Origin of the sequence: Amycolatopsis sp. FDAARGOS 1241 (assembly GCF_016889705.1) — a bacterium.
Classification (GTDB): Bacteria; Actinomycetota; Actinomycetes; order Mycobacteriales; family Pseudonocardiaceae; genus Amycolatopsis.
In genome coordinates this window covers 9203391-9221903 of sequence record NZ_CP069526.1, presented here as the reverse complement: position 1 = coordinate 9221903, position 18513 = coordinate 9203391, and the positions used below count along the sequence as shown (strand labels likewise).

Genomic DNA, 18513 nt, shown 5'->3' with positions numbered 1-18513 from the left:
GAAGAAAATGGCGCCATGGAGGCACAGCGGCTGAGGGGCTGCCTGCTCGCCGGCGCGATCGGCGACGCGCTCGGGGCGAAGACGGAGTTCGACACGATCGACCGGATCCGGGAGCTCACCGGGCCCGCGGGGATCACCGACTACCTGCCCGCGTACGGCGGCGAAGGCCGCTTCACCGACGACACGCAGATGACGCTCTTCACGCTCGAAGCGCTCATCCGCGCCCACGCGCAGCAGCGGCGCACCGGCAGCGCCGACGTCGTCCACTCCGTGCAGCTGGCCTACCAGCGCTGGCTGCACACGCAGGGTGTGCCGTGGGATCGGGCGCGTGGCCCGCATTCCGCGCTCGCAGCGCCCGACGGCGAGCTCGTGACGCACCACGAGCTGTTCAGCCGCCGTGCTCCGGGGCTCACGTGCTTCGGCGAGCTGGAGGCGTACGGCCGCTCGGGTGTCCGCGGCAGCATCACGCGACCGGTGAACAACTCGAAGGGCTGCGGCGGTGTGATGCGCGTGGCGCCCGTGGCGCTGTGGTCGCCCGACCCGGCCGAGGTCTTCGCGCTCGCCGCGGAGTGCGCGGCCCTGACCCACGGTCACCCGAGCGGGTATTTGTCGGCGGGCGCGTTCGCGGTGATCGTGCAGCGGCTGCTGGCGGGTGAAGGTCTCCCGGCCGCCGTCGCGACCGCGCGCGCCGAACTCGTGCGCCACCCGGGCCACGAGGAACAGGAAGCCGCGCTGGCGCAGGCGCTCGCACTGTCCGGGCCGCCGACACCGGAGCGGCTCGCCGAACTGGGCGAGGGCAACGTCGGCGAGACCGCCCTGTCGATGTCCGTGTACGTGGCCCTGACCACCGAAGATCCCTGCTCCGCGCTGCTCGCGGCCGTGAACCACAGCGGCGACAGCGACTCCACGGGTTCGGTGTGCGGCAACCTCGTCGGCGCGATGTACGGAGAAGCGGCGCTGCGCGAGAGCTGGCTCGACCGGCTCGAACTGCGCGACGTGATCACCGGTCTGGCTGACGACGCGCTCGCCGAATTCGGTCCGGACTCACCGAGTGATGACCGTTGGTTCGCGCGTTATCCGGTCGACTAAGTTCTTTCCGGGTCCGCAGGGGATTTTGGGGAGGAATCTGACGTGCGTTACCGGGTAGAGGCGGGAGACCGCCCGGACGGTTTGTACGCAACATTGGACGACCGCACCTTCGCGGCCCAACGGTCGACGACGGACGGCACGCTGCTGCTGTCGGTGCTGCCCGACGAAGAGACCCCCGACGGGTTCGACCGCGAGCACGAGGGCCGCCCGGCCCGGGTGGTGCCGGCGACCGAGGTCCCCGCCACCTTCACGCTCAGCACGTACTGCGAGTTCGACGACGAGCTCTTCGAGGTCGCGCCCGGCGAGCAGAAGGAGCTGACGCTGCGCTGGACGCAGCACGACCGCGTGCGCGCGCAGCAACTCGGCCTCGCCGAGTTTTCCACAACTGTCGACGCCAAGCGCGTGACGGGCCTGTGGCAGGTCCGCCGCGACCAGGGCGAGCCGCGGCCGGACTTCGACGCCGACCCCGGTACCCTGCTGCGCGCGATCGGCCGCACGCTGCGTGCGGTGCCCGGTGGCTGGACGCGCGTCGCCGCGCAGTTCCGGCAGGTCGGGGACTACGCGGAGCTGGAGGTCCGCGCGGTCGGCGACGAGAACGGGCCCGTGTCCGTCGCGCTGCCCGCGCCGCCGAAGCTGAGCGCGCTGTTCGCGCAGCTGCGCGCGGCGATGTACGAGCCGGACACCGGCACGTGGTTCCAGGGGACGTTCACACTCGACACCGAATCGCAGTTCGACTTCGACTTCGACGCCGAGCGAGAACCCACCTGGCGGGTGGCCCCGAACGACGGCGGGCGCCCGGCGCAGTCGTACGCCGTGGAGCTAGCGAACCACCCGCGCCCGCCGAAGCAGGTGCCCGACTGGCTCGCCGCGAAGGCAGGCCGGCCGCTCGAGCTCGCGTTCCGCCACGCCCGCGTGGTCGACGCCCACAACGAGAACGAACGGCCCGTGGTCAACCGGCCGCCGGTGCCGCCGGACCAGGTGCGCGGCGTGCTCGACTACCTGTTCCGCGCGCCCGTCGTGCTGCACCGGCCGCAACCACAGCACGACATCTTCACGCCCGGCGCGCCGCCCGACGTACCGCAGGCCTTCCACACCGACGGCGCCTGGATCTGGCCCGCCGCCGTGCCGCACTACCTGCGCAAGTACGGCGTGCCGCCGGAGCCGGAGCTCGTGGACCACATCCGCGCGGCGGGGTTCCGGCCGCCGTTCGTGCGGGAGCTCGTGCGTGCGACGGCGGAGGCCGAGGTGCTCGGAACCCCGCGCCCGCCGCGCTCGGAGGGCGAGCTCCCCGACGAGAGCCGCCTGGCCCGCGCGATCCGCGACGGCGACCTCGGCCGGGGCCTGCACGCCGCCGAAACGCTGAAGCTGCTGCAGCAGCGTCTCGACGAGCAGGGCGTGCCCGCAAGCGCGTACCGGATCGGCGCGAACGAGGTGCCGGCCGACGGCGTGTGGACGCTGCGCCGAGCCGAGAACGGCTGGGAGGTCTCGTGCCCGCCGGACGCCGAGCCCGTCGCGTTCGCGCGCATCGCCGAGGCCGCGCGGTTCCTGCTCGGCACGTTGCTGATGCTGCCGCCACGCGGCGGCGACGAATCCGACCAGCCCGCCGACTGGCCGATCCTGCCGATGCGCGGCGAGCCGCCGCTCAGCTTCTACCGGGGCAAGCGCGTGGTCGCGTTGCCCGCGGGCACGACGGTGCTCCGCTTCGGCGGCGACGCCGGCAACCTGGTCCACGCGATCGGCACGCGGTTCGTGGAGACGTCGCTGTCCGCCGAACGCGAACGCGACCGCCACGAGTACCGCGTGCAGCGCACGCTGCGAGTGCTCACCGGCGTGACCGCGCCGTGGGGCCCGCAGCCCGGCGGCGCGACGGCGTACCTGCTGCCGCGGCCGATCGCGCAGCACGTGGAAGCCGGGTGGTTAGCCCTCGTCTGAACCACGCGCGGTGATCAGCACGGCGGGAGACCACCAGTAGTCGGCGAGGGGTTCGACGGTCACGTCGGTGAACCCGGCGAGCTCGAGCTGGGTGACCCACGCGGCGGCCGGCTGTTCCCAGTTCGTGCGCTCGGCACCGGCGGCGACGCCGAGCAGCACCGGCACCAGGAAGCCTTGCGCGACAAGGGGAGCCTGTCGGCCGTATTCGGCGACGCCGCGCTCGCAGCGGGTCACGAGCGAGCCCAGGAACTCGCGGGAGCCCTCGTCGAGCACGGGAATGTCGAACTCCGCCAGCACGAGCTTTTCCGTGCGCGACCGAAGTTCCCGCAGCACCGCGACTCGTTCGGCGGGTGAGATCGACTGGAGCGCGAAGGTCGATTGCCCAAGGTTCCACGTGGAACCGTTCACCGCGAGGAAGCTCTGCGCGGTCGCCTCGAAGCGGTTGGCCTCGGGCACGCCGACGTCCGCGAGCAGTGCCGCCGACGGTTCCACCAGGTCGATCCGCGCCGGCCGGAACGACGACTGCGCGAGGGCCTGCGCCACGGCCAGCCCGTCGCCACAACCCAAGTCCAGCAACGACTCCGGCTTCCGCCGCTCGTACTCGGCAGCGAGCGCCGCGCTCAGCCGCTCGTACAGCCCGACGTTGCCGCCGCCGCGGATGAACGCCGTGAAGGCCGCCGGTTGGTCGTACACCGGGCCGGACCCGTCGGTGGCGAGGTAGATCGAAAGCTGCTCGCCCAAGGGCGTTCCGGCGCGGGCGGCCAACGCGGCGGCGCCGGCCGGGTCGCCGGCGCGGTACGCGACGAGCGCGTCGGTCAGGAAATCGGTCACCCGCACGTGTTTATCAGCTCCGTCAGAACGGCACCCACAACGTGACGCGCGTGCCGCTGCCCGGCGTCGACTCCACCAGCGACGTGCCGCCGACCTCCGAGAGCCGCGCGGTGATCGACTGGCTGATGCCGAAGCCCGCCGGGCGCGCGTCGGCGTTGAAGCCCTGGCCGTGGTCGCGCGTGATCACGGCGATGCCGCCGTCGCGCTCCTCCACGCGCACCACGACCTTGTCCGTGCCCGAGTGCTTCATCGTGTTGCGCAGCGATTCCCGTACGGCGTCGCGCAACGCGATCTGCCGGACCTCCGACAACGTGTCCTCGTCGAGCTCCGCCATCACCAACTGCGCGCGCAGGCCATCACGCGCCATCTCCGCCGCCAGAGCCGCGAGCTTCTCGCCCAGCGGCCGCGAAGCCTCGGCGGCGCGTTGCACGGCCGCGGTTTCGATGGCCTGCCGCAGCTCCATCGCTTGCGCGCGAGCCAGCCGCTGCACCTCGACGAGCCGATCTCCCGAATCGCCCGTGCCCCCGAGCGAGATCGCCTCCAACGTCTGCAGGACGGTGTCGTGCAGCATCCGGTGCTGCTGCGCGCGCTCGGCCAGCCGGCCGTTGCGGATGCCGTACGCCAGCGCCAGCCGCGTGCCGAGGCCGAGCAGGATCAGCGCACCGATGCCGGTGAACAGCACTCCGAACATCGTCGGGTAGAGGGACCAGGCCTGCGCGAAGTCGGCCGTGCCGCCGTTGAGGAAGTCCGACAGCAGCCGCACGGGCAGGCTCAGCGCCGCGAGCGCCAGGCCCGAGGGGATGCCGATGGCCAGCGTGAGCAGCGCGATGTCGCCGAGCAGGTGCTTGTCGGCCACGCCGAGCGCGTCGTGAAACACCGCCGTCGGCACGGTCAGGCCGATGAACAGCTGGAACGCGACGGTGACGACCAGGTCGGCGATCAGCAGCCGCGCCGCGAGATCCGTGCGGAACGGTGCGGAGCGCAGCATCCAGAAGATGCCGAAGCCGCTCATCACCATCGAGAGCAGGGCGACCACGGCCACCGGAACGACGCCGGTCGAGCCGTGCGCCGACACGAACGCGCCGAAAGCTCCCGGCACCGCGACGATGCGGTAGGCGAGCGGCACGAGCACCACGTAGCGCGCGGCTCTCAGCAGCAGGCCGTCGTTGTACCTGGCGTCGACGGGCCCCGCCATGCGCGAGATCCGCTTGAAAGCGCGCAGCGGTGTCGGATCGGCGATCTCGTCGGTGAGCCCGGTCGTCGCCGTCGCGAGCGCGGGCGTGCCGCGGCGCAACAGCGTGACGAGGAAGCTCGAGGTGCGCGACGGCCGATCGTCCTGCTCTTGCACTGCCTGCGCCGTCATCGATCTCCCCTGGTCGGGGCGCGCCCCCACCGGCCGCCCGGGGCAGCGAGTATTCCCGCTCGCCGGGTCGCGTTCCAGGGGCCAAAGGGGGATCTTGGCGGTTTCGCGATCACGAATTCGACTCGTGTTCGCCCGACCGACGGGGGCCTGCCACCGCACGGTGATCACCCGCGTGGGGACCGCGAGCTCACTCCGCCGGCGAGATGCCCTCCGCCGCGGCCCACTTCTTCAGCTCGGCGACCGCCTCGTCGTGGTCCAGCGGACCGCGGTCCAACCGCAGCTCCTTGAGGAACTTCCACGCCTGGCCGACCTGCGGGCCCGGCTTGAGCCCGAGCAGCCGCATGATCTCGTTGCCGTCGAGGTCGGGGCGGACGCGGTCGAGGTCCTCCTGCTCCTTGAGCCGCGCGATGCGGGCCTCGAGGTCGTCGTAGGTCGCTTGCAGCGCGGCCGCCTTCTTGCGGTTGCGCGTGGTCGAGTCGGCGCGCACGAGTTTGTGCAGCCGCGTCAGCAGGTCGCCGGCGTCGGTGACGTAGCGGCGCACGGCCGAATCCGTCCACTCGCCGTTGGCGTACCCGTGGAACCGCAGGTGGAGGAACACGAGCTGGGAAACCTGCTCGACGATCTCCTTCGAGTACTTGAGCGCCCGCAAACGCTTGCGGGCCATCCGCGCGCCCACCACCTCGTGGTGGTGGAAGCTCACGCCGCCGCCGGGCTGGTACTCGCGCGTGTCCGGCTTGCCGATGTCGTGCAGCAGCGCGGCCAGCCGCAGCACCAGGTCGGGCTCCGAGGTCGGCTCGTGCGAGGACTCCAGCGCGATCGCCTGCGCCAGCACGGTCAGCGAGTGCTGGTAGACGTCCTTGTGCTGGTGGTGCTCGTCGATCGCCAGGCGCATGCCGGGCAGCTCGGGCAGCACGAACTCGGCCAGGCCGGTGTCCACGAGCAGCTCCAGGCCGGGCCGCGGGTCATCGGCGAGCAGCAGCTTCGTGAGCTCCGCCTGCACTCGCTCGGCGGTGATCCGCTCGATCTCGCTCGCCATCGCCGTCATCGCCTCGACCACGCGCGGCGCGGCGGTGAAGCCGAGCTGCGCGGAGAAGCGGGCGGCGCGCAGCATGCGCAGCGGGTCGTCTGCGAACGACTCCTGCGGCGTCGCCGGGGTGTCGAGCACTTTGAGACGCAGCGCGTCCATGCCGTCGTGGGGATCGATGAAGGTTTTGGTGACCAGGTCGATCGCCATCGCGTTGACCGTGAAGTCGCGGCGCAGCAGGTCGCCCTCGATGGTGTCGCCGAAGGTGACCTCTGGGTTGCGGCCGACGCGGTCGTAGCTGTCGGCGCGGAACGTGGTGATCTCGAGCGTCATGCCCTTCTTGGTGACGCCGACCGTGCCGAACGCGATGCCGACGTCCCACACGGCGTCGCCCCACTCGCTCACGATCTGCAGCACGCGGTCCGGCCGCGCGTCGGTGGTGAAGTCGAGGTCGCTCGAGAGCCGGCCGAGCAGTGCGTCTCGGACGCTGCCACCGACCAGGTACAGGCTGTGGCCCGCGCGGGCGAACCGCTCCGCCAGCTCGTCGGCCAAGGGGGAGACTCGCATCAGCTCCGTCACCGCGTTCTGCTGGGCGACCAGGTTGTTCACTTCGATCCCACCACTAATACCAACGGGAAGGGGCGCCGTTACTACGGACGCCGTCGGACACGGACACGGAGAGCCAGCGTACCTGGGCAACCGTTTGCTCTAGCATCGCAGCATGCCTGGATCTGCCGGCCGCGCCGGAGCGCCGAAGCCGCGCCGCCGGCGCCGGCGGCAGCGGGGCAGGCGCCTGACCACGGTCGACGAGACGTCGGCCGGCGGACTGGTCGTCGACGCCGGGCGGGAGCACGCGGTGCTGATCGGCCGCCTCGACCGGCACGGCAGACTGCTGTGGTCGTTGCCGAAGGGCCACATCGAGGACGGTGAGACGGTGGAGCAGACCGCGGTGCGCGAGGTGAAGGAGGAGACCGGCATCTCCGCGCAGGTCCTGCGCCCGTTGGGCACCATCGACTACTGGTTCGTGGCCGAACGACGCCGGGTGCACAAGACCGTGCACCACTTCCTGCTCGAGTCGACGGGTGGCGAGCTCTCCGACGAGGACGTCGAAGTCACCGAAGTCGCGTGGGTGCCGCTGGCCGAGCTGGAGACGACGCTGGCCTACGCGGACGAGCGCAAGCTGGTCCGCCGGGCCAAAGAACTTTTCGCGCACGACGAGCGCGCCTGAGAGGGAGCACCCGAGTGAAGCGGCCCGCCGCCTTCTTCCTGTCCCTGCTGGTCTTCGCAGCGGCTGCCCTCTTCGGCGCGCCCGCGCGGGCCCAGGACGAGCCGAGCCCCGAGCCGCCGCGGCTGCGGCTCGAGCTCGACCAGCTCAACCCCCGCGTGATCACGGGTTCCGCCAAGACCCTGACCGTGTCCGGCACCGTGACGAACATCGGCGACCGCCGGATCGCGCGCCCGCAGGTGCGGCTGCAGGTCGGCGAGCGGCTGACCAGCGACCGCGAACTGAAGGGCGTGCTGGCGGGCGAGCCGATCCAGGACAACCCGCTCACCGACTTCACCACGCTCACCGAGTCGCTCGAGCCGGGCCAGAGCGCCCGCCTCGACGTGACCGTGCCGCTCACCGGCCAGCGCGCGGGCCAGCTGAGCCGGACGGGTGTCTACCCGATGCTCGTGAACGTGAACGGCACGCCGGAGTTCGGCGGCCCGGCGCGCCTGGCGGCCGTGAGCCTGCTGATGCCGGTGCTGTCCGGCCCCGCGAGGTCGGAGACGCCGTCGGGCAAGCGCGCCGACGTGTCCGTGCTGTGGCCGATCACCGACAGTGCGCCCCACGTGCTGTCGGCGCCCTACGGTGGGCCGCTGACCCTCACGGACGACACGCTCGCCACCGAGCTGGACGTGAACGGGCGCCTGTACTCGCTCGTGGCGGCCGCGCGCGCGGCCGAGCAGTCCAACCAGCGCGTGGCCGACTCGCTGTGCTTCGCCGTCGACCCCGACCTGCTGCGCACCGTCGACGCCATGACCCGCGGCTACGTCGTCGCCGGGGCGCCGGGCAAGGGCACGCAGGCCGCGAAGGACTGGATGATCGCCCTGCAGCAGCTCGTGAACGGCCACTGCGTGATCGCGCTGCCCTTCGCCGACGCCGACCTCACCACGCTCGGCAAGGTCCGGTCCGCGAGCGGCACGCCCGACTCCGGCCTGCTGAGCACGGCGCTCAGCGGCGAGGCGACGATCCACCGGCTGCTGGGCACCGATCCGCGCAAGGGGGTGCTCTGGCCCGGCGGCACGCCCGACGACCAGGCGCTCACCGCGATGTCGGCGGCCGGGGTCCACACCGTGCTGACCGACGGCTCGAAGCTGCAGAGCGACTCGCCCGTCACCGGCGCCACGACGCTGCCGGGCGGGCTGCGCGCCCAGCCGATCGACGGTCTCATCGCCAGCGCCATGGTCGGCTCGGAGCCGAACCCGCAGACCCCGACCACGGTGAGCGCCGCCACCCAGCCGGCGATCGCGAGCCAGAACGGTCTCGCCGCCATCGCCTTCGAGGCCGGCCTCGGACGCGGCTCCGAAGGCGCGGGCTCGCAGCTGCTCGTCGCGCCGCCGCGGCGCTGGGACGTCCCGCAGGGCGAGCTCTCCGCGTTCCTCGACCACCTCGGGCAGCTGCTCGCCGGCGGTCTCGGCACCGGCGCACCGCTGACTCAGCTGCTGGACTCGGACGCGTCGGGCTCGGCCTCGCTCGCCGCCGGCACGCACGACCAGCCGGCGTCGCCGGGCGGTGACGTCACCGAGACGCTGTCGAACCTCGACGGCCAGGCCGCCGGCCTGCTGTCGGCCATGCGGATGGACGCGACCCGTCGCGTGCAACCGGAGGACATCGTCGCGCCGGTCCGCGACGCGCTCGTGCGCGGCGCGTCCACCGCGTTCGGCACGCCCTCGGGCAGCGCGGCGGGCTCGAACGCCCACGCCGAGCTCGCCGCGATCCGCGACCAGGTGACCGTCGAGCAGCCGAAGCAGACGATCGCGCTTGCATCCGGTTCGTCCCCGCTGCCCGTGTTCGTGAGCAACGAATTACCGGTGGGCATCACCGCGCAGATCGCGTTGAAGAACAACGTCGGCATCCGGCCCGAGCAGGCGCAGAACTGGTTCTTCCCGGCCAAGGGCGGCAAGAACGAGCTGATCCAGATCGAAGCCCTGCGCGCGGGACGCCTGAGCGTCGATGTGTCCTTGACCACCCCGGCGGGGACCGAACTCGGTACTACCGCCCGGTTCGAGCTGACCTCGACCGAGTACGGCCCGATCACGATCATCATCACCGTCGTCGCTGGTTGCGCCCTGCTGCTGCTGGCCTCCCGGCGGATCTACCGGCGGGTGAAGGAGAGCCGCGCAGCGCGGACCGAAACGCGCTGACTCTTCAGGGGACCGGGTGTCCGCGCCCGTTCCCGATTACCCTGGGTCGACCGCTGCCACAATGGCAGGGACCCTGGCACCGAGGATTGGGCGCGCGTTGGACAGAGAGCCGGGCTTACCACCCGAGCGTGCGAGTCGTCCTCGACGCGACGGGGCGCCACCTCGGCGCGGCGACCGGGCTGACCAGCCGCGCCGCGCCGTGCGCGAAGGCAGGCGCCAGCCCCCGCCGCAGCAGGGCCAGGTGCCGCCGGAACACCGCCAGCAGCCAGCCCCCAACGGCACGCGCCGCATGCCGCTGCCCGAAGAGCGGGCCGAGCGGCCGCAGCGCCGCGTCCCCCCTCCGCCTCCGCAGAACGGGCAGCCACGGCCGCAGCGGACTCGGCAACAGCCCGCGCCGCCTCCCCAGTCGGGACGCCAGCCGCTGCCGCAACCGCAGGCTCCGAGGTCGGGCCCGCCCTCCGGTCCCCAGCCCCTGCCCCAGCCGTCGGCGCCGCCGACGCCGGGGCCGCCTTCGGGCCCGCAGCCACTGCCGCCGGCCGCCGCGCCGCACCGCGGCCGCGGCCCGCGTCCGGGCACGCCGATCCGGCCGTGGCAGGAAGAGGCGCTGCGCGACCCGGAAGCCACGCGGTTCATCCCGCGCACCGCCGGCGTCCCGATGCCCGCGTCGCGCTGGCCGCTGGCCGATCCCGACTCGATGCGCCCCTACGACGCGCTGGCCACGCAGGTCATGCCGCGGATCGGCGGCGCGCCGCTCGTCCGGCCGACCGAACCGGGCACGACCGGCGAGCAGCCCGTTGCCCCGGCGAAGGCGCCTTCGCTCGCGAAATCGAGCGGGCGCATGGCGATCGCGTCGCTGATCAGCCGCATCACCGGCTTCCTGTGGAAGCTGCTGCTGGTGGCGGCCATTGGCGCGGGCGTGGCCAACGACTCGTTCAACGTCGCCAACACGATGCCGAACATCATCTTCGAGCTGCTCATGGGTGGTGTGCTCGCCAGCGTGGTGGTGCCGCTGCTCGTGCGTTCGCAGGACGACGAGGACGGCGGCGAGGCCTACACCCAGCGGCTGATCACGGTGGCGTTCACGCTACTGCTGTTCGGCACGGTGATCGCGGTGCTGTGCGCGCCCGCGTTCACCTCGCTGTACGTGGACGGGTCCGGTCAAGCGAGCCCTGGGCTCACCACGGCGTTCGCGTACCTGCTGCTGCCGGAGATCTTCTTCTACGGCGTGTTCGCGCTGCTGTCGGCGATCCTCAACGCCAAGCACATCTTCGGCCCCACGGCGTGGGCGCCGGTGGTCAACAACATGGTCGTGATCTTCACGATCCTCGTCGTGTGGTTCATGCCGGGCGAGATCGACATCAGGAACGTGTCGATCACCGACCCGAAGGTGCTCACCCTGGGTCTCGGCGTGACCGGCGGCATCGTCGCGCAGGCGATCATGCTCGTCCCGCCACTGCTGAAATCCGGCTTCCGGCCCAAGTGGCGCTGGGGCGTCGACAAGCGGATGAAGGAGTTCGGCGGCCTCGCGCTGTGGATCGTCGGCTACGTCGCGGTGAGCCAGGTCGGCTACACGATCACCACCCGAGTGCTCACCGACGGCGCACCCGGCGGTGTCACTGCCTACGCCAACGCGTGGCTGCTGTTCCAACTGCCCTACGGCGTCATCGGCGTCTCGCTGCTCACGGCGATCATGCCGCGGATGAGCCGCGCGGCGGCCGACGGCGACAACAAGAAGCTCATCGGCGACCTGTCCTACGCGTCGCGGATCTCGACGGTCACGCTCATCCCGATCTCGGCGGTGATGACGATCGTCGGCTCGTCGATCGGCATCGCGCTGTTCACCATCGGCAAGGGCTCGCCCGAAAGCGCCGAACGGCTCGGCGGAGCGCTCGCCATCTCGGCGTTTGCGCTGCTGCCGTTCGCGCTCGTCCAGCTTCAGATGCGCGTGTTCTACGCGATGAAGGACGCGCGCACGCCCACCTTGATCATGATCGTGATGACGCTCGTCAAGGTGCCGCTGCTGTACTTGTGCCCGGCGCTGCTCTCGCCCACCAACGTGGTGCTCGGCGTGATGATGGTCAACGCGCTCACGTACGTGGTCGGCGCGGTCCTCGGCCAGGTCTGGCTGTGGGTCACGCTCGGCAACCTGCGCAGCAAGCGCGTGATCGGGGTGATCCTCTTCACGGTCGTCGCGAGCGTCCTCGGGGTGGCCGCCGCGTGGCTCGTGGGCCAGATCGTGCCCGACTCGCTGGGGCTCAAGGCGCACGCCTGGATCAAGCTCTTCCTGCAGGGCATCGTCGGCATCGGGGTGTCGTTCGGCGTGCTCATGGCCCTGAAGGTCGAGGAGCTGAGGCCCGCCACGTCGAGGATCACCCGATTGATCAAGCGCGGGTAACGATTGATTCACGACTGACGACGCTTCCTCCAGACCTGATCCGGGTACCCTCGGTGCGGGAGCGCGACGCGGGAGAGAAGCGGTGGACACGAGACGGAGCGAACAGGCGGGGGAGGCCACCCGCGCGGGCATTCGTGCCCAGGGTGGGTCGCTCGCCCCGGGGCGGGTCGTCGGCGACGGCCGGTACCGCCTGCTCGCGCAGTTCGGGGTGGACGAACGAGCCGCCGCGCACCTGTGGCGGGCGCGGGACGGTCAGCTGAAGCGCGATGTCGCGCTGACTCTGCTGGTCGGTGATCCGGCCGATCCGGAGGCAGCCCGGCAGGCGCGCCGCACGCTCGAACGGGCGGCGCACGCGTCGAAGTTCGGGCACGGCGGCGTCGCGCGGGTGCTCGACGTGCTGAGCCTCGGCAGCGGCGTCACCTCGAGCGAAGGTCTGCTCGGCGTCGTCGTCGCGGAGTGGACCAAGGGCAGTGACCTGGTGGACCTCGTCGCGCAGCGGCCGGTGGCGCCCGCCGCGGCCGCCCGGATGGTCCAGGCCCTCGCCGAAGCCGTGGACCACGCACACCAGAACGGTCTGGTCCTCGGTCTGGACCACCCGCAGCGGCTGCGGCTGACCCCGAGCGGCGCGTTGAAGCTCGCGTTCCCCGGCCCGTTGCCGGACGCGACGCTGCGCGACGACGTCAAGGCGCTCGGCGCGGTCCTCTACCTGCTGCTCACCGGTCGCTGGGCGCTGCCGGGCGGACCGCCCGCGATCCCCGCGGCACCGTTGACCCCGCAAGGTCACATCGTGCCGCCGCGGACGCTGGTGCCGGCCGTGCCGCCCGAGCTCTCATCGTTGGCCGTGCGCACGATCGAGGACGGCGGCAACGGCGGCATCCGCACGAGCTCGGCCATCCTGCGCGTGCTCGACCAGGTGGCCGAGGCCGAGGAGCGGACACAGCTGATCAAGGCCGTGGGTGAAGAGGGCACCACCGAAGCCGACGGCACGATCTGGACCACGAAGAAGCCGGTCAAGGACGTCGCGCGGCGGCGGAAGCTGGCGTTCGGCGTGACCGTGCTCGTGGTCGCCACCGTCGTGATCCTCGCGTGGGGCGGGCTGATGCTGATCAACCTGTTCCAGGGCGATTCGAAGGCCAGCGGCCCGACGATCAACGTCGCGGCTCCCTCGTCCAGCGCGGCACCGCCGTCGAACTCCGCGGCACCTCCGCCGTCGTCGCCGGCGGCACCGAAGATCGGCCGGCCTGTGGACCCGAAGTCCGTCACGATCTACAACCCGAAGGGCTCAGGTGACAACTCGAGCCGGGTGAAGAACGTGATCGACGGCGATCCGGGCACGGTCTGGCGCACCGACCAGTACCAGCAGCAGTTGCCGGTGCTGAAGCCCGGCGTCGGGTTCGTGGTCCAGTTCGACGACCCGGTGAACCTGGCGCAGGTGAAGATCGCGGCAGACAGCCCCGGCACGAAGGTCGAGATCCGGTCGGCCGACAGCAAGAACCCGCAGCTGGACGACACCAAGGTCGTCGGCACGGGCGACCTGAACGGCACCGACACCACGATCGACCTGCAGCAGCCGACGGAGAGCCAGTACTTCGTCGTCTGGATCACCCAGCTGGGCAAGGACAACAAGGGCAACTACCTCAGCGAAATCGGAGACGTGAGCTTCCTGCCTGCGGGGTGACCCACCTCATCCACTCAGTAGGCTCTGCCGGGTGACGGCTGCAGCTCCCACGGACGCGGACCTCATAGCGGCGCACGCCGCCGGAGATCCGCACGCGTTCAGTGAACTGGTCCGGCGGCACCGAGATCGTCTGTGGGCGGTCGCTCTGCGGACGATGCGCGATCCGGAAGAGGCCGCGGACGCGCTGCAGGAGGCGTTCATCTCGGCCTTTCGCGCGGCGGGCAACTTCCGCGCGGAGTCGCAGGTGACCACGTGGCTGCACCGCATCGTCGTCAACGCCTGCCTCGACCGCATCCGCCGCAAACAGGCGCGGCCGACGGTCCCGTTGCCCGAAACCGGTTTCAACGAGCCGGCGTCGCCGCGCGACTCGATGTCCGAGAAGGAGACCAGCCTGCTCGTCCGGGAGGCACTCGACCAGCTGCCGGAGGAGCAGCGCGCGCCGATCGTGCTCGTCGACGTCGAGGGCTACTCGGTGGCGGAAACGGCCAGGATGCTCGGGATCGCCGAGGGCACCGTGAAGAGCCGGTGCGCGCGCGGACGGGGCAAACTCGCGAAGGTTCTGGGGCACCTGCGGAACCCTGATGCGAATGCGAACGTCCCACCTGACGAAAGCAAGCGCAAGAGCACCACTTCGGAGGGGTCCCGGAGTGCCGGGCGAGCCCACCGCTCGCCGGGAAACGGGGAGGCACGATGACGGACGAAACCCGGGGGGTCGGCGGAACCGTCGGTCCGCCTTGGTCTGTCGACGTGCTCGCCGATCTCCACGCCGGCGTGCTGGACGAACGCGAAGCGGCCGAACTCTGGCCGCGCGTGAACGCGGACCCCGAGGCGCGCGCGATCATCGAGGGACTCGAAGCCACCACGGCCGACCTGGCGTCGCTCGCGCACGAGCCCGCGCCGCCGATGCCCGCCGAGTACGTCGCGCGGCTGGACCAGGCGCTGGCCGCCGAGGCCGCGTCCCGGCAGGCCGCGTCGTTTCCGGCGGCACACGTTCCGGTCGAGCCCGCTGCGCCACCGCAGGAGCCCGGCTCCGCACCCGTGGTGGACCTCGCGGCCGCACGGCGGCGACGGAACAAGCGGGTCGGCTGGAGCGCCGGGATCCTGACGGCGGCCGCGGCGGCGATCGCGGCCGTGGTGCTGACCGTGCCCGGCACGTCGCAGCGCGCCGGCACCGCGGGGGTCGCCGCGCCGGCGCCCTCCGGCCCGTCCGTGGGCAGCGACGGCAGCGGCGCGGAGACGCTGCTGGGTGGAGCCATGGGCGTGCGCGATTTCGGCCCGCTGCAGAACGAACAACGGCTCGACGCGTGCGTCGCGGCCGCCGGGCTGGACCCGGACGTCCGCCCCGAGGGCATCCGTCCGGTGAACGTCGAGGGCAAGGCCGGCGTGCTCGTCATCTACACCACGGGGCAGCTCGCCCAGTTCCGCCTCGTGGCCTTCGGCGCCGACTGCGGCCCAGCGCACCCCGACACGCTGTTCGACAAGGTCGTCGGCAAGAAGTAACCGCTGGTCGGGACGGCTGAGTAGCGGCCGTCACCGTCGGGAACACCGCCACCTACCATCGTGTTGACATCACTGCACAGGTCACTACGAGCGGAGGTTCACGGGTGGCTGCCGAGGAAATCAGGAACCTGATCATCGTGGGGTCGGGTCCGGCCGGTTACACGGCTGCGGTGTACGCGGCCCGGGCGCAGCTGGAACCGCTGGTGTTCGAGGGCACGCAGTTCGGTGGTGCGTTGATGACGACCACGGAGGTCGAGAACTTCCCGGGCTTCCGCGACGGCATCCAGGGCCCGGACCTGATGGAGGAGATGCGCAAGCAGGCCGAGCGTTTCGGGGCGGAGCTGCGCGCGGAGGACGTCGAATCGCTGGAGCTGACCGGCGACGTCAAGTACGTCGTCGCGAACGGCACGCGCTACGCCGCGCGCGCCGTGGTGCTGGCGATGGGGGCGGCGGCCCGGTATCTGAACGTGCCGGGTGAGCAGGACCTGCTGGGGCGTGGGGTGTCGGCCTGTGCGACCTGTGACGGGTTCTTCTTCCGCGATCACGACATCGCCGTGGCCGGGGGTGGTGATTCGGCGATGGAGGAGGCGACGTTCCTGACGAAGTTCGCGAAGTCGGTGACGATCGTGCACCGGCGCGACGAGTTCCGCGCCTCGAAGATCATGCTGGAGCGGGCGCGGGCGAACGACAAGATCAAGTGGCAGCTGAACTCGCAGATCACGGGTGTCGAGGGGGACGGCAAGGTTTCGGGCCTGACGGTGAAGGACACCCGGACCGGCGAGGAGAAGCAGCTGGACGTGACCGGGTTCTTCGTCGCGATCGGGCACGACCCGCGCAGCGAGCTGGTGCGGGGCCAGGTCGAGCTGGACGAGGACGGTTACGTGGTGACGCGGGGTCGTACGTCGTACACGAACGTGCCGGGGGTGTTCGCGGCCGGTGATCTGGTGGATCGCACCTATCGGCAGGCGATCACGGCGGCGGGTTCGGGGTGCAGCGCGGCCATCGACGCGGAACGATGGCTGGCCGAGCACGGCGACCCGGATGCCCACGAGGCGGCCGAGCTGGTCGGCGGCGGCTACGGCGCCGGCGCCCGTTGATCTTTCCGAGTCTTCCCGAGTTTCCGACCACCTGAAGGAGAAACCGATGGCCAACACCGTGAAGGTGACCGACAAGAGTTTCGTGGATGACGTGCTCACCAGTGAGAAGCCGGTTCTGGTCGATTTCTGGGCGACCTGGTGCGGGCCGTGCAAGATGGTCGCGCCGGTGCTCGAGGAGATCGCGGCCGAGAACGGCGAGAAGCTGACCGTCGCGAAGCTCGACATCGACGAGAACCCGAACACGGCGCGTGACTACCAGGTGATGTCGATCCCGACGCTGATCCTGTTCCAGGGCGGCAAGCCGGTGAAGCAGATCGTCGGTGCCAAGCCCAAGGCCGCGCTGCTGTCCGACCTGGCCGACGTGCTCTGACCGAGCACGCGCCGTCCGGCCGCTGAGAACCCGGGCCTGCGGGAATCGCCCCGCCGACCCGGGTTCTCGCACGTCCGGGCGAAGTGTCCGTGGCCACGATCACGCAGGTGCACGGGCGTGTCCGGCCGGTGGGGGCTTGCGCCCGCCCGGGTCATACCAACCGGGCCTGCGCGCTCACCGAGAGTTCACAGGGCACAATGGGTGCCTGGGCTTGCCACCCACACAGGGTTCTTGTTTCGCGTTTCGCGCCGAGCTGGTTTCGGTGCCCTAGGAAGAGCGAGGAGTGCATGCGGGTACTCCGCCGCGGTGACGCCGGTCCGGACGTCGCCGAGATCAGGTCGATCCTTGCCGGGATGGACCTGCTCCCGCCGGTGGCGGGGACCGAGACGTACGGCACCTTCGACGCCGCCGTCGAGCACGCGGTGCGTGCGTTCCAGCAGCGCCGCGGGCTGATCACCGACGGTGTGGTCGGCCCGGCGACGTTCCAGGCGCTGAAGGGCGCGAGCTTCCACTTGGGGAGCCGTCCGCTGCAGTACATGTTGTCGTCGCCCGTGCAGGGCGACGACGTCTTCGCGTTGCAGGAGCGCCTCACGGAGCTCGGCTTCGACGCCGGCCGCCCCGACGGTTATTTCGGCCCCCAGACGGAGCGCGCGCTGAAGACGTTCCAGCGCGACATGCGCCTGTCGCCCGACGGCATCTGCGGTCCGGCCACGATCCGCGAGCTGCACCGCCTCTCGTCGCCGCGCGCCCGCGGCGGTCGCCCGGTGTTCCTGCGCGAGCAGGAGCAGGTCCGCCAGGCGGGCCCGCGCCTGCGCGGCAAGCGCATCGTGATCGACCCCGGCCACGGCGGCGAGGACCTCGGCGTGGTCGCCGGTGGCCTCCGCGAGGCCGATATCGCCTGGGACCTCGCCCGGCGGCTCGAGGGCCGCATGCAGGCGACCGGCATGGAAGCGTTGATCTCGCGGGGCCCCAACCACAGCCCCACGGACTTCGAACGCGCCCGCTTCGCCAACGACGCCGGCGCGGACCTGTTCCTGAGCCTGCACAGCGACGGCAACCGCTCCCCGCGCGCCCAGGGCGTCGCCAGCTTCCACTTCGGCACCGGCAACGGCACCACCTCCACCGTCGGCGAACTCCTGGCCGGCTACATCCAGCGCGAGGTCGTCGCCCGCACGGGGCTGTTGGACTGCCGCACCCACTACAAGACGTGGGAGATCTTCACCCGCACGCGCTGCCCCGCGGTCCGCGTGGAGATCGGCTACCTCACCAATCCGGACGACAGCCGCAAACTCGGCGACCCCGCCTTCCGCGACATCGTCGCCGAGGGCATCCTCATCGCCGTGAAGCGCCTGTACCTCCTCGGCGAAGGCGACCAGCCCACGGGCACCTTCACCTTCGCCGACGTCCTGGCCCACGAACTGGCGAAGGCCGAGTAGGGCTTTCCCCGTTCGACCCGGTCGGGTTGGGGTCGTTGCGGCCTCCAGGTGGGCTTCTACCGGGCAGTATCGATTTGGCCGGGTTTGTTCACCGTGCCGGGTTGTCCGGACATCAGGGCGTGACCCGGCCGTTCGGCGGGCGGTTGTGGGCTGTCTGCCGCGGCCTGGCTGTGAGCCGTCGAGCCGGGATCGAGCTGCCTCGATCCCGGCTCGACGCACGGCCGCACTGGTCGGGTCAACGCAACTCGCACTGAAGGCGATCGCCGCCCGATGAACCGGGTTGGCCCGCCGCAGGCCGCGGCGGGCCAACCACCCGACGTCCGGTTGCCGTCCGACCCAGCGATGTGGAGCAAGCTGGCTCGAATCGGCTCGGAGCAAGCTCGCACTCCA

Annotated in this window: 14 protein-coding genes; 11 read left to right on the top strand and 3 right to left on the bottom strand. The window is 71.3% G+C overall.

Annotated features, from left to right (window positions below; translation table 11 throughout):
* Window positions 1-15: 15 nt before the first annotated feature.
* Both I6J71_RS44765 and I6J71_RS44760 read left to right on the top strand, forming a co-directional pair.
* Window positions 16-1089, top strand: coding sequence for an ADP-ribosylglycohydrolase family protein (locus I6J71_RS44765; RefSeq protein ID WP_204092390.1), 1074 nt, complete (start codon window positions 16-18; stop codon window positions 1087-1089).
* Window positions 1090-1131: 42 nt separating this feature from the next.
* Window positions 1132-3021: a TNT domain-containing protein gene (locus I6J71_RS44760; RefSeq protein ID WP_204092389.1), complete on the top strand. Its 1890-nt coding sequence runs from the start codon at window positions 1132-1134 to the stop codon at window positions 3019-3021.
* On the opposite strand, the gene I6J71_RS44755 is transcribed toward I6J71_RS44760, so the two are convergent.
* The 3 genes from I6J71_RS44755 to I6J71_RS44745 form a co-directional block, all read right to left on the bottom strand.
* Window positions 3007-3858, bottom strand: coding sequence for a class I SAM-dependent methyltransferase (locus I6J71_RS44755; RefSeq protein ID WP_204092388.1), 852 nt, complete (start codon window positions 3856-3858; stop codon window positions 3007-3009). The genes I6J71_RS44760 and I6J71_RS44755 overlap by 15 nt on opposite strands.
* Before the next feature lie 16 nt (window positions 3859-3874).
* Complete coding sequence (locus I6J71_RS44750) at window positions 3875-5215, bottom strand: sensor histidine kinase (RefSeq protein ID WP_204092387.1); 1341 nt, start codon at window positions 5213-5215, stop codon at window positions 3875-3877.
* A gap of 187 nt (window positions 5216-5402) precedes the next feature.
* Window positions 5403-6848: a CCA tRNA nucleotidyltransferase gene (locus I6J71_RS44745; RefSeq protein ID WP_204092386.1), complete on the bottom strand. Its 1446-nt coding sequence runs from the start codon at window positions 6846-6848 to the stop codon at window positions 5403-5405.
* A 112-nt stretch (window positions 6849-6960) separates the two neighbouring features.
* Between I6J71_RS44745 and I6J71_RS44740 the strand changes: the two genes are divergently transcribed.
* The 9 genes from I6J71_RS44740 to I6J71_RS44700 all read left to right on the top strand — a co-directional run bounded on the left by I6J71_RS44740 (window position 6961) and on the right by I6J71_RS44700 (window position 18123).
* Window positions 6961-7467, top strand: coding sequence for an NUDIX hydrolase (locus I6J71_RS44740; RefSeq protein ID WP_204092385.1), 507 nt, complete (start codon window positions 6961-6963; stop codon window positions 7465-7467).
* 14 nt (window positions 7468-7481) lie between these two features.
* Window positions 7482-9647, top strand: a complete 2166-nt coding sequence (locus I6J71_RS44735; protein ID WP_204092384.1) for a DUF6049 family protein — start codon at window positions 7482-7484, stop codon at window positions 9645-9647.
* Window positions 9648-10227: 580 nt separating this feature from the next.
* Window positions 10228-12042, top strand: a complete 1815-nt coding sequence (gene murJ, locus I6J71_RS44730; protein WP_204097568.1) for a murein biosynthesis integral membrane protein MurJ — start codon at window positions 10228-10230, stop codon at window positions 12040-12042.
* A gap of 82 nt (window positions 12043-12124) precedes the next feature.
* The gene (locus tag I6J71_RS44725) at window positions 12125-13720 is read left to right on the top strand and encodes a protein kinase family protein (protein ID WP_204092383.1); all 1596 of its coding nucleotides are present in this window, start codon (window positions 12125-12127) and stop codon (window positions 13718-13720) included.
* A 31-nt stretch (window positions 13721-13751) separates the two neighbouring features.
* Complete coding sequence (gene sigM / locus I6J71_RS44720; protein ID WP_204092382.1) at window positions 13752-14414, top strand: RNA polymerase sigma factor SigM; 663 nt, start codon at window positions 13752-13754, stop codon at window positions 14412-14414.
* Complete coding sequence (locus tag I6J71_RS44715; RefSeq protein WP_204092381.1) at window positions 14411-15220, top strand: hypothetical protein; 810 nt, start codon at window positions 14411-14413, stop codon at window positions 15218-15220. The genes sigM and I6J71_RS44715 overlap by 4 nt, the downstream gene beginning before the upstream one ends.
* 104 nt (window positions 15221-15324) lie before the next feature.
* Window positions 15325-16317 (top strand): thioredoxin-disulfide reductase, encoded by a 993-nt coding sequence (gene trxB, locus I6J71_RS44710; RefSeq protein WP_204092380.1) that lies wholly within the window; start codon window positions 15325-15327, stop codon window positions 16315-16317.
* Window positions 16318-16363: 46 nt separating this feature from the next.
* The gene (gene trxA / locus I6J71_RS44705) at window positions 16364-16687 is read left to right on the top strand and encodes a thioredoxin (protein ID WP_204089037.1); all 324 of its coding nucleotides are present in this window, start codon (window positions 16364-16366) and stop codon (window positions 16685-16687) included.
* Window positions 16688-16974: 287 nt separating this feature from the next.
* Window positions 16975-18123, top strand: coding sequence for an N-acetylmuramoyl-L-alanine amidase (locus I6J71_RS44700; protein WP_204092379.1), 1149 nt, complete (start codon window positions 16975-16977; stop codon window positions 18121-18123).
* Window positions 18124-18513: the final 390 nt, after the last annotated feature.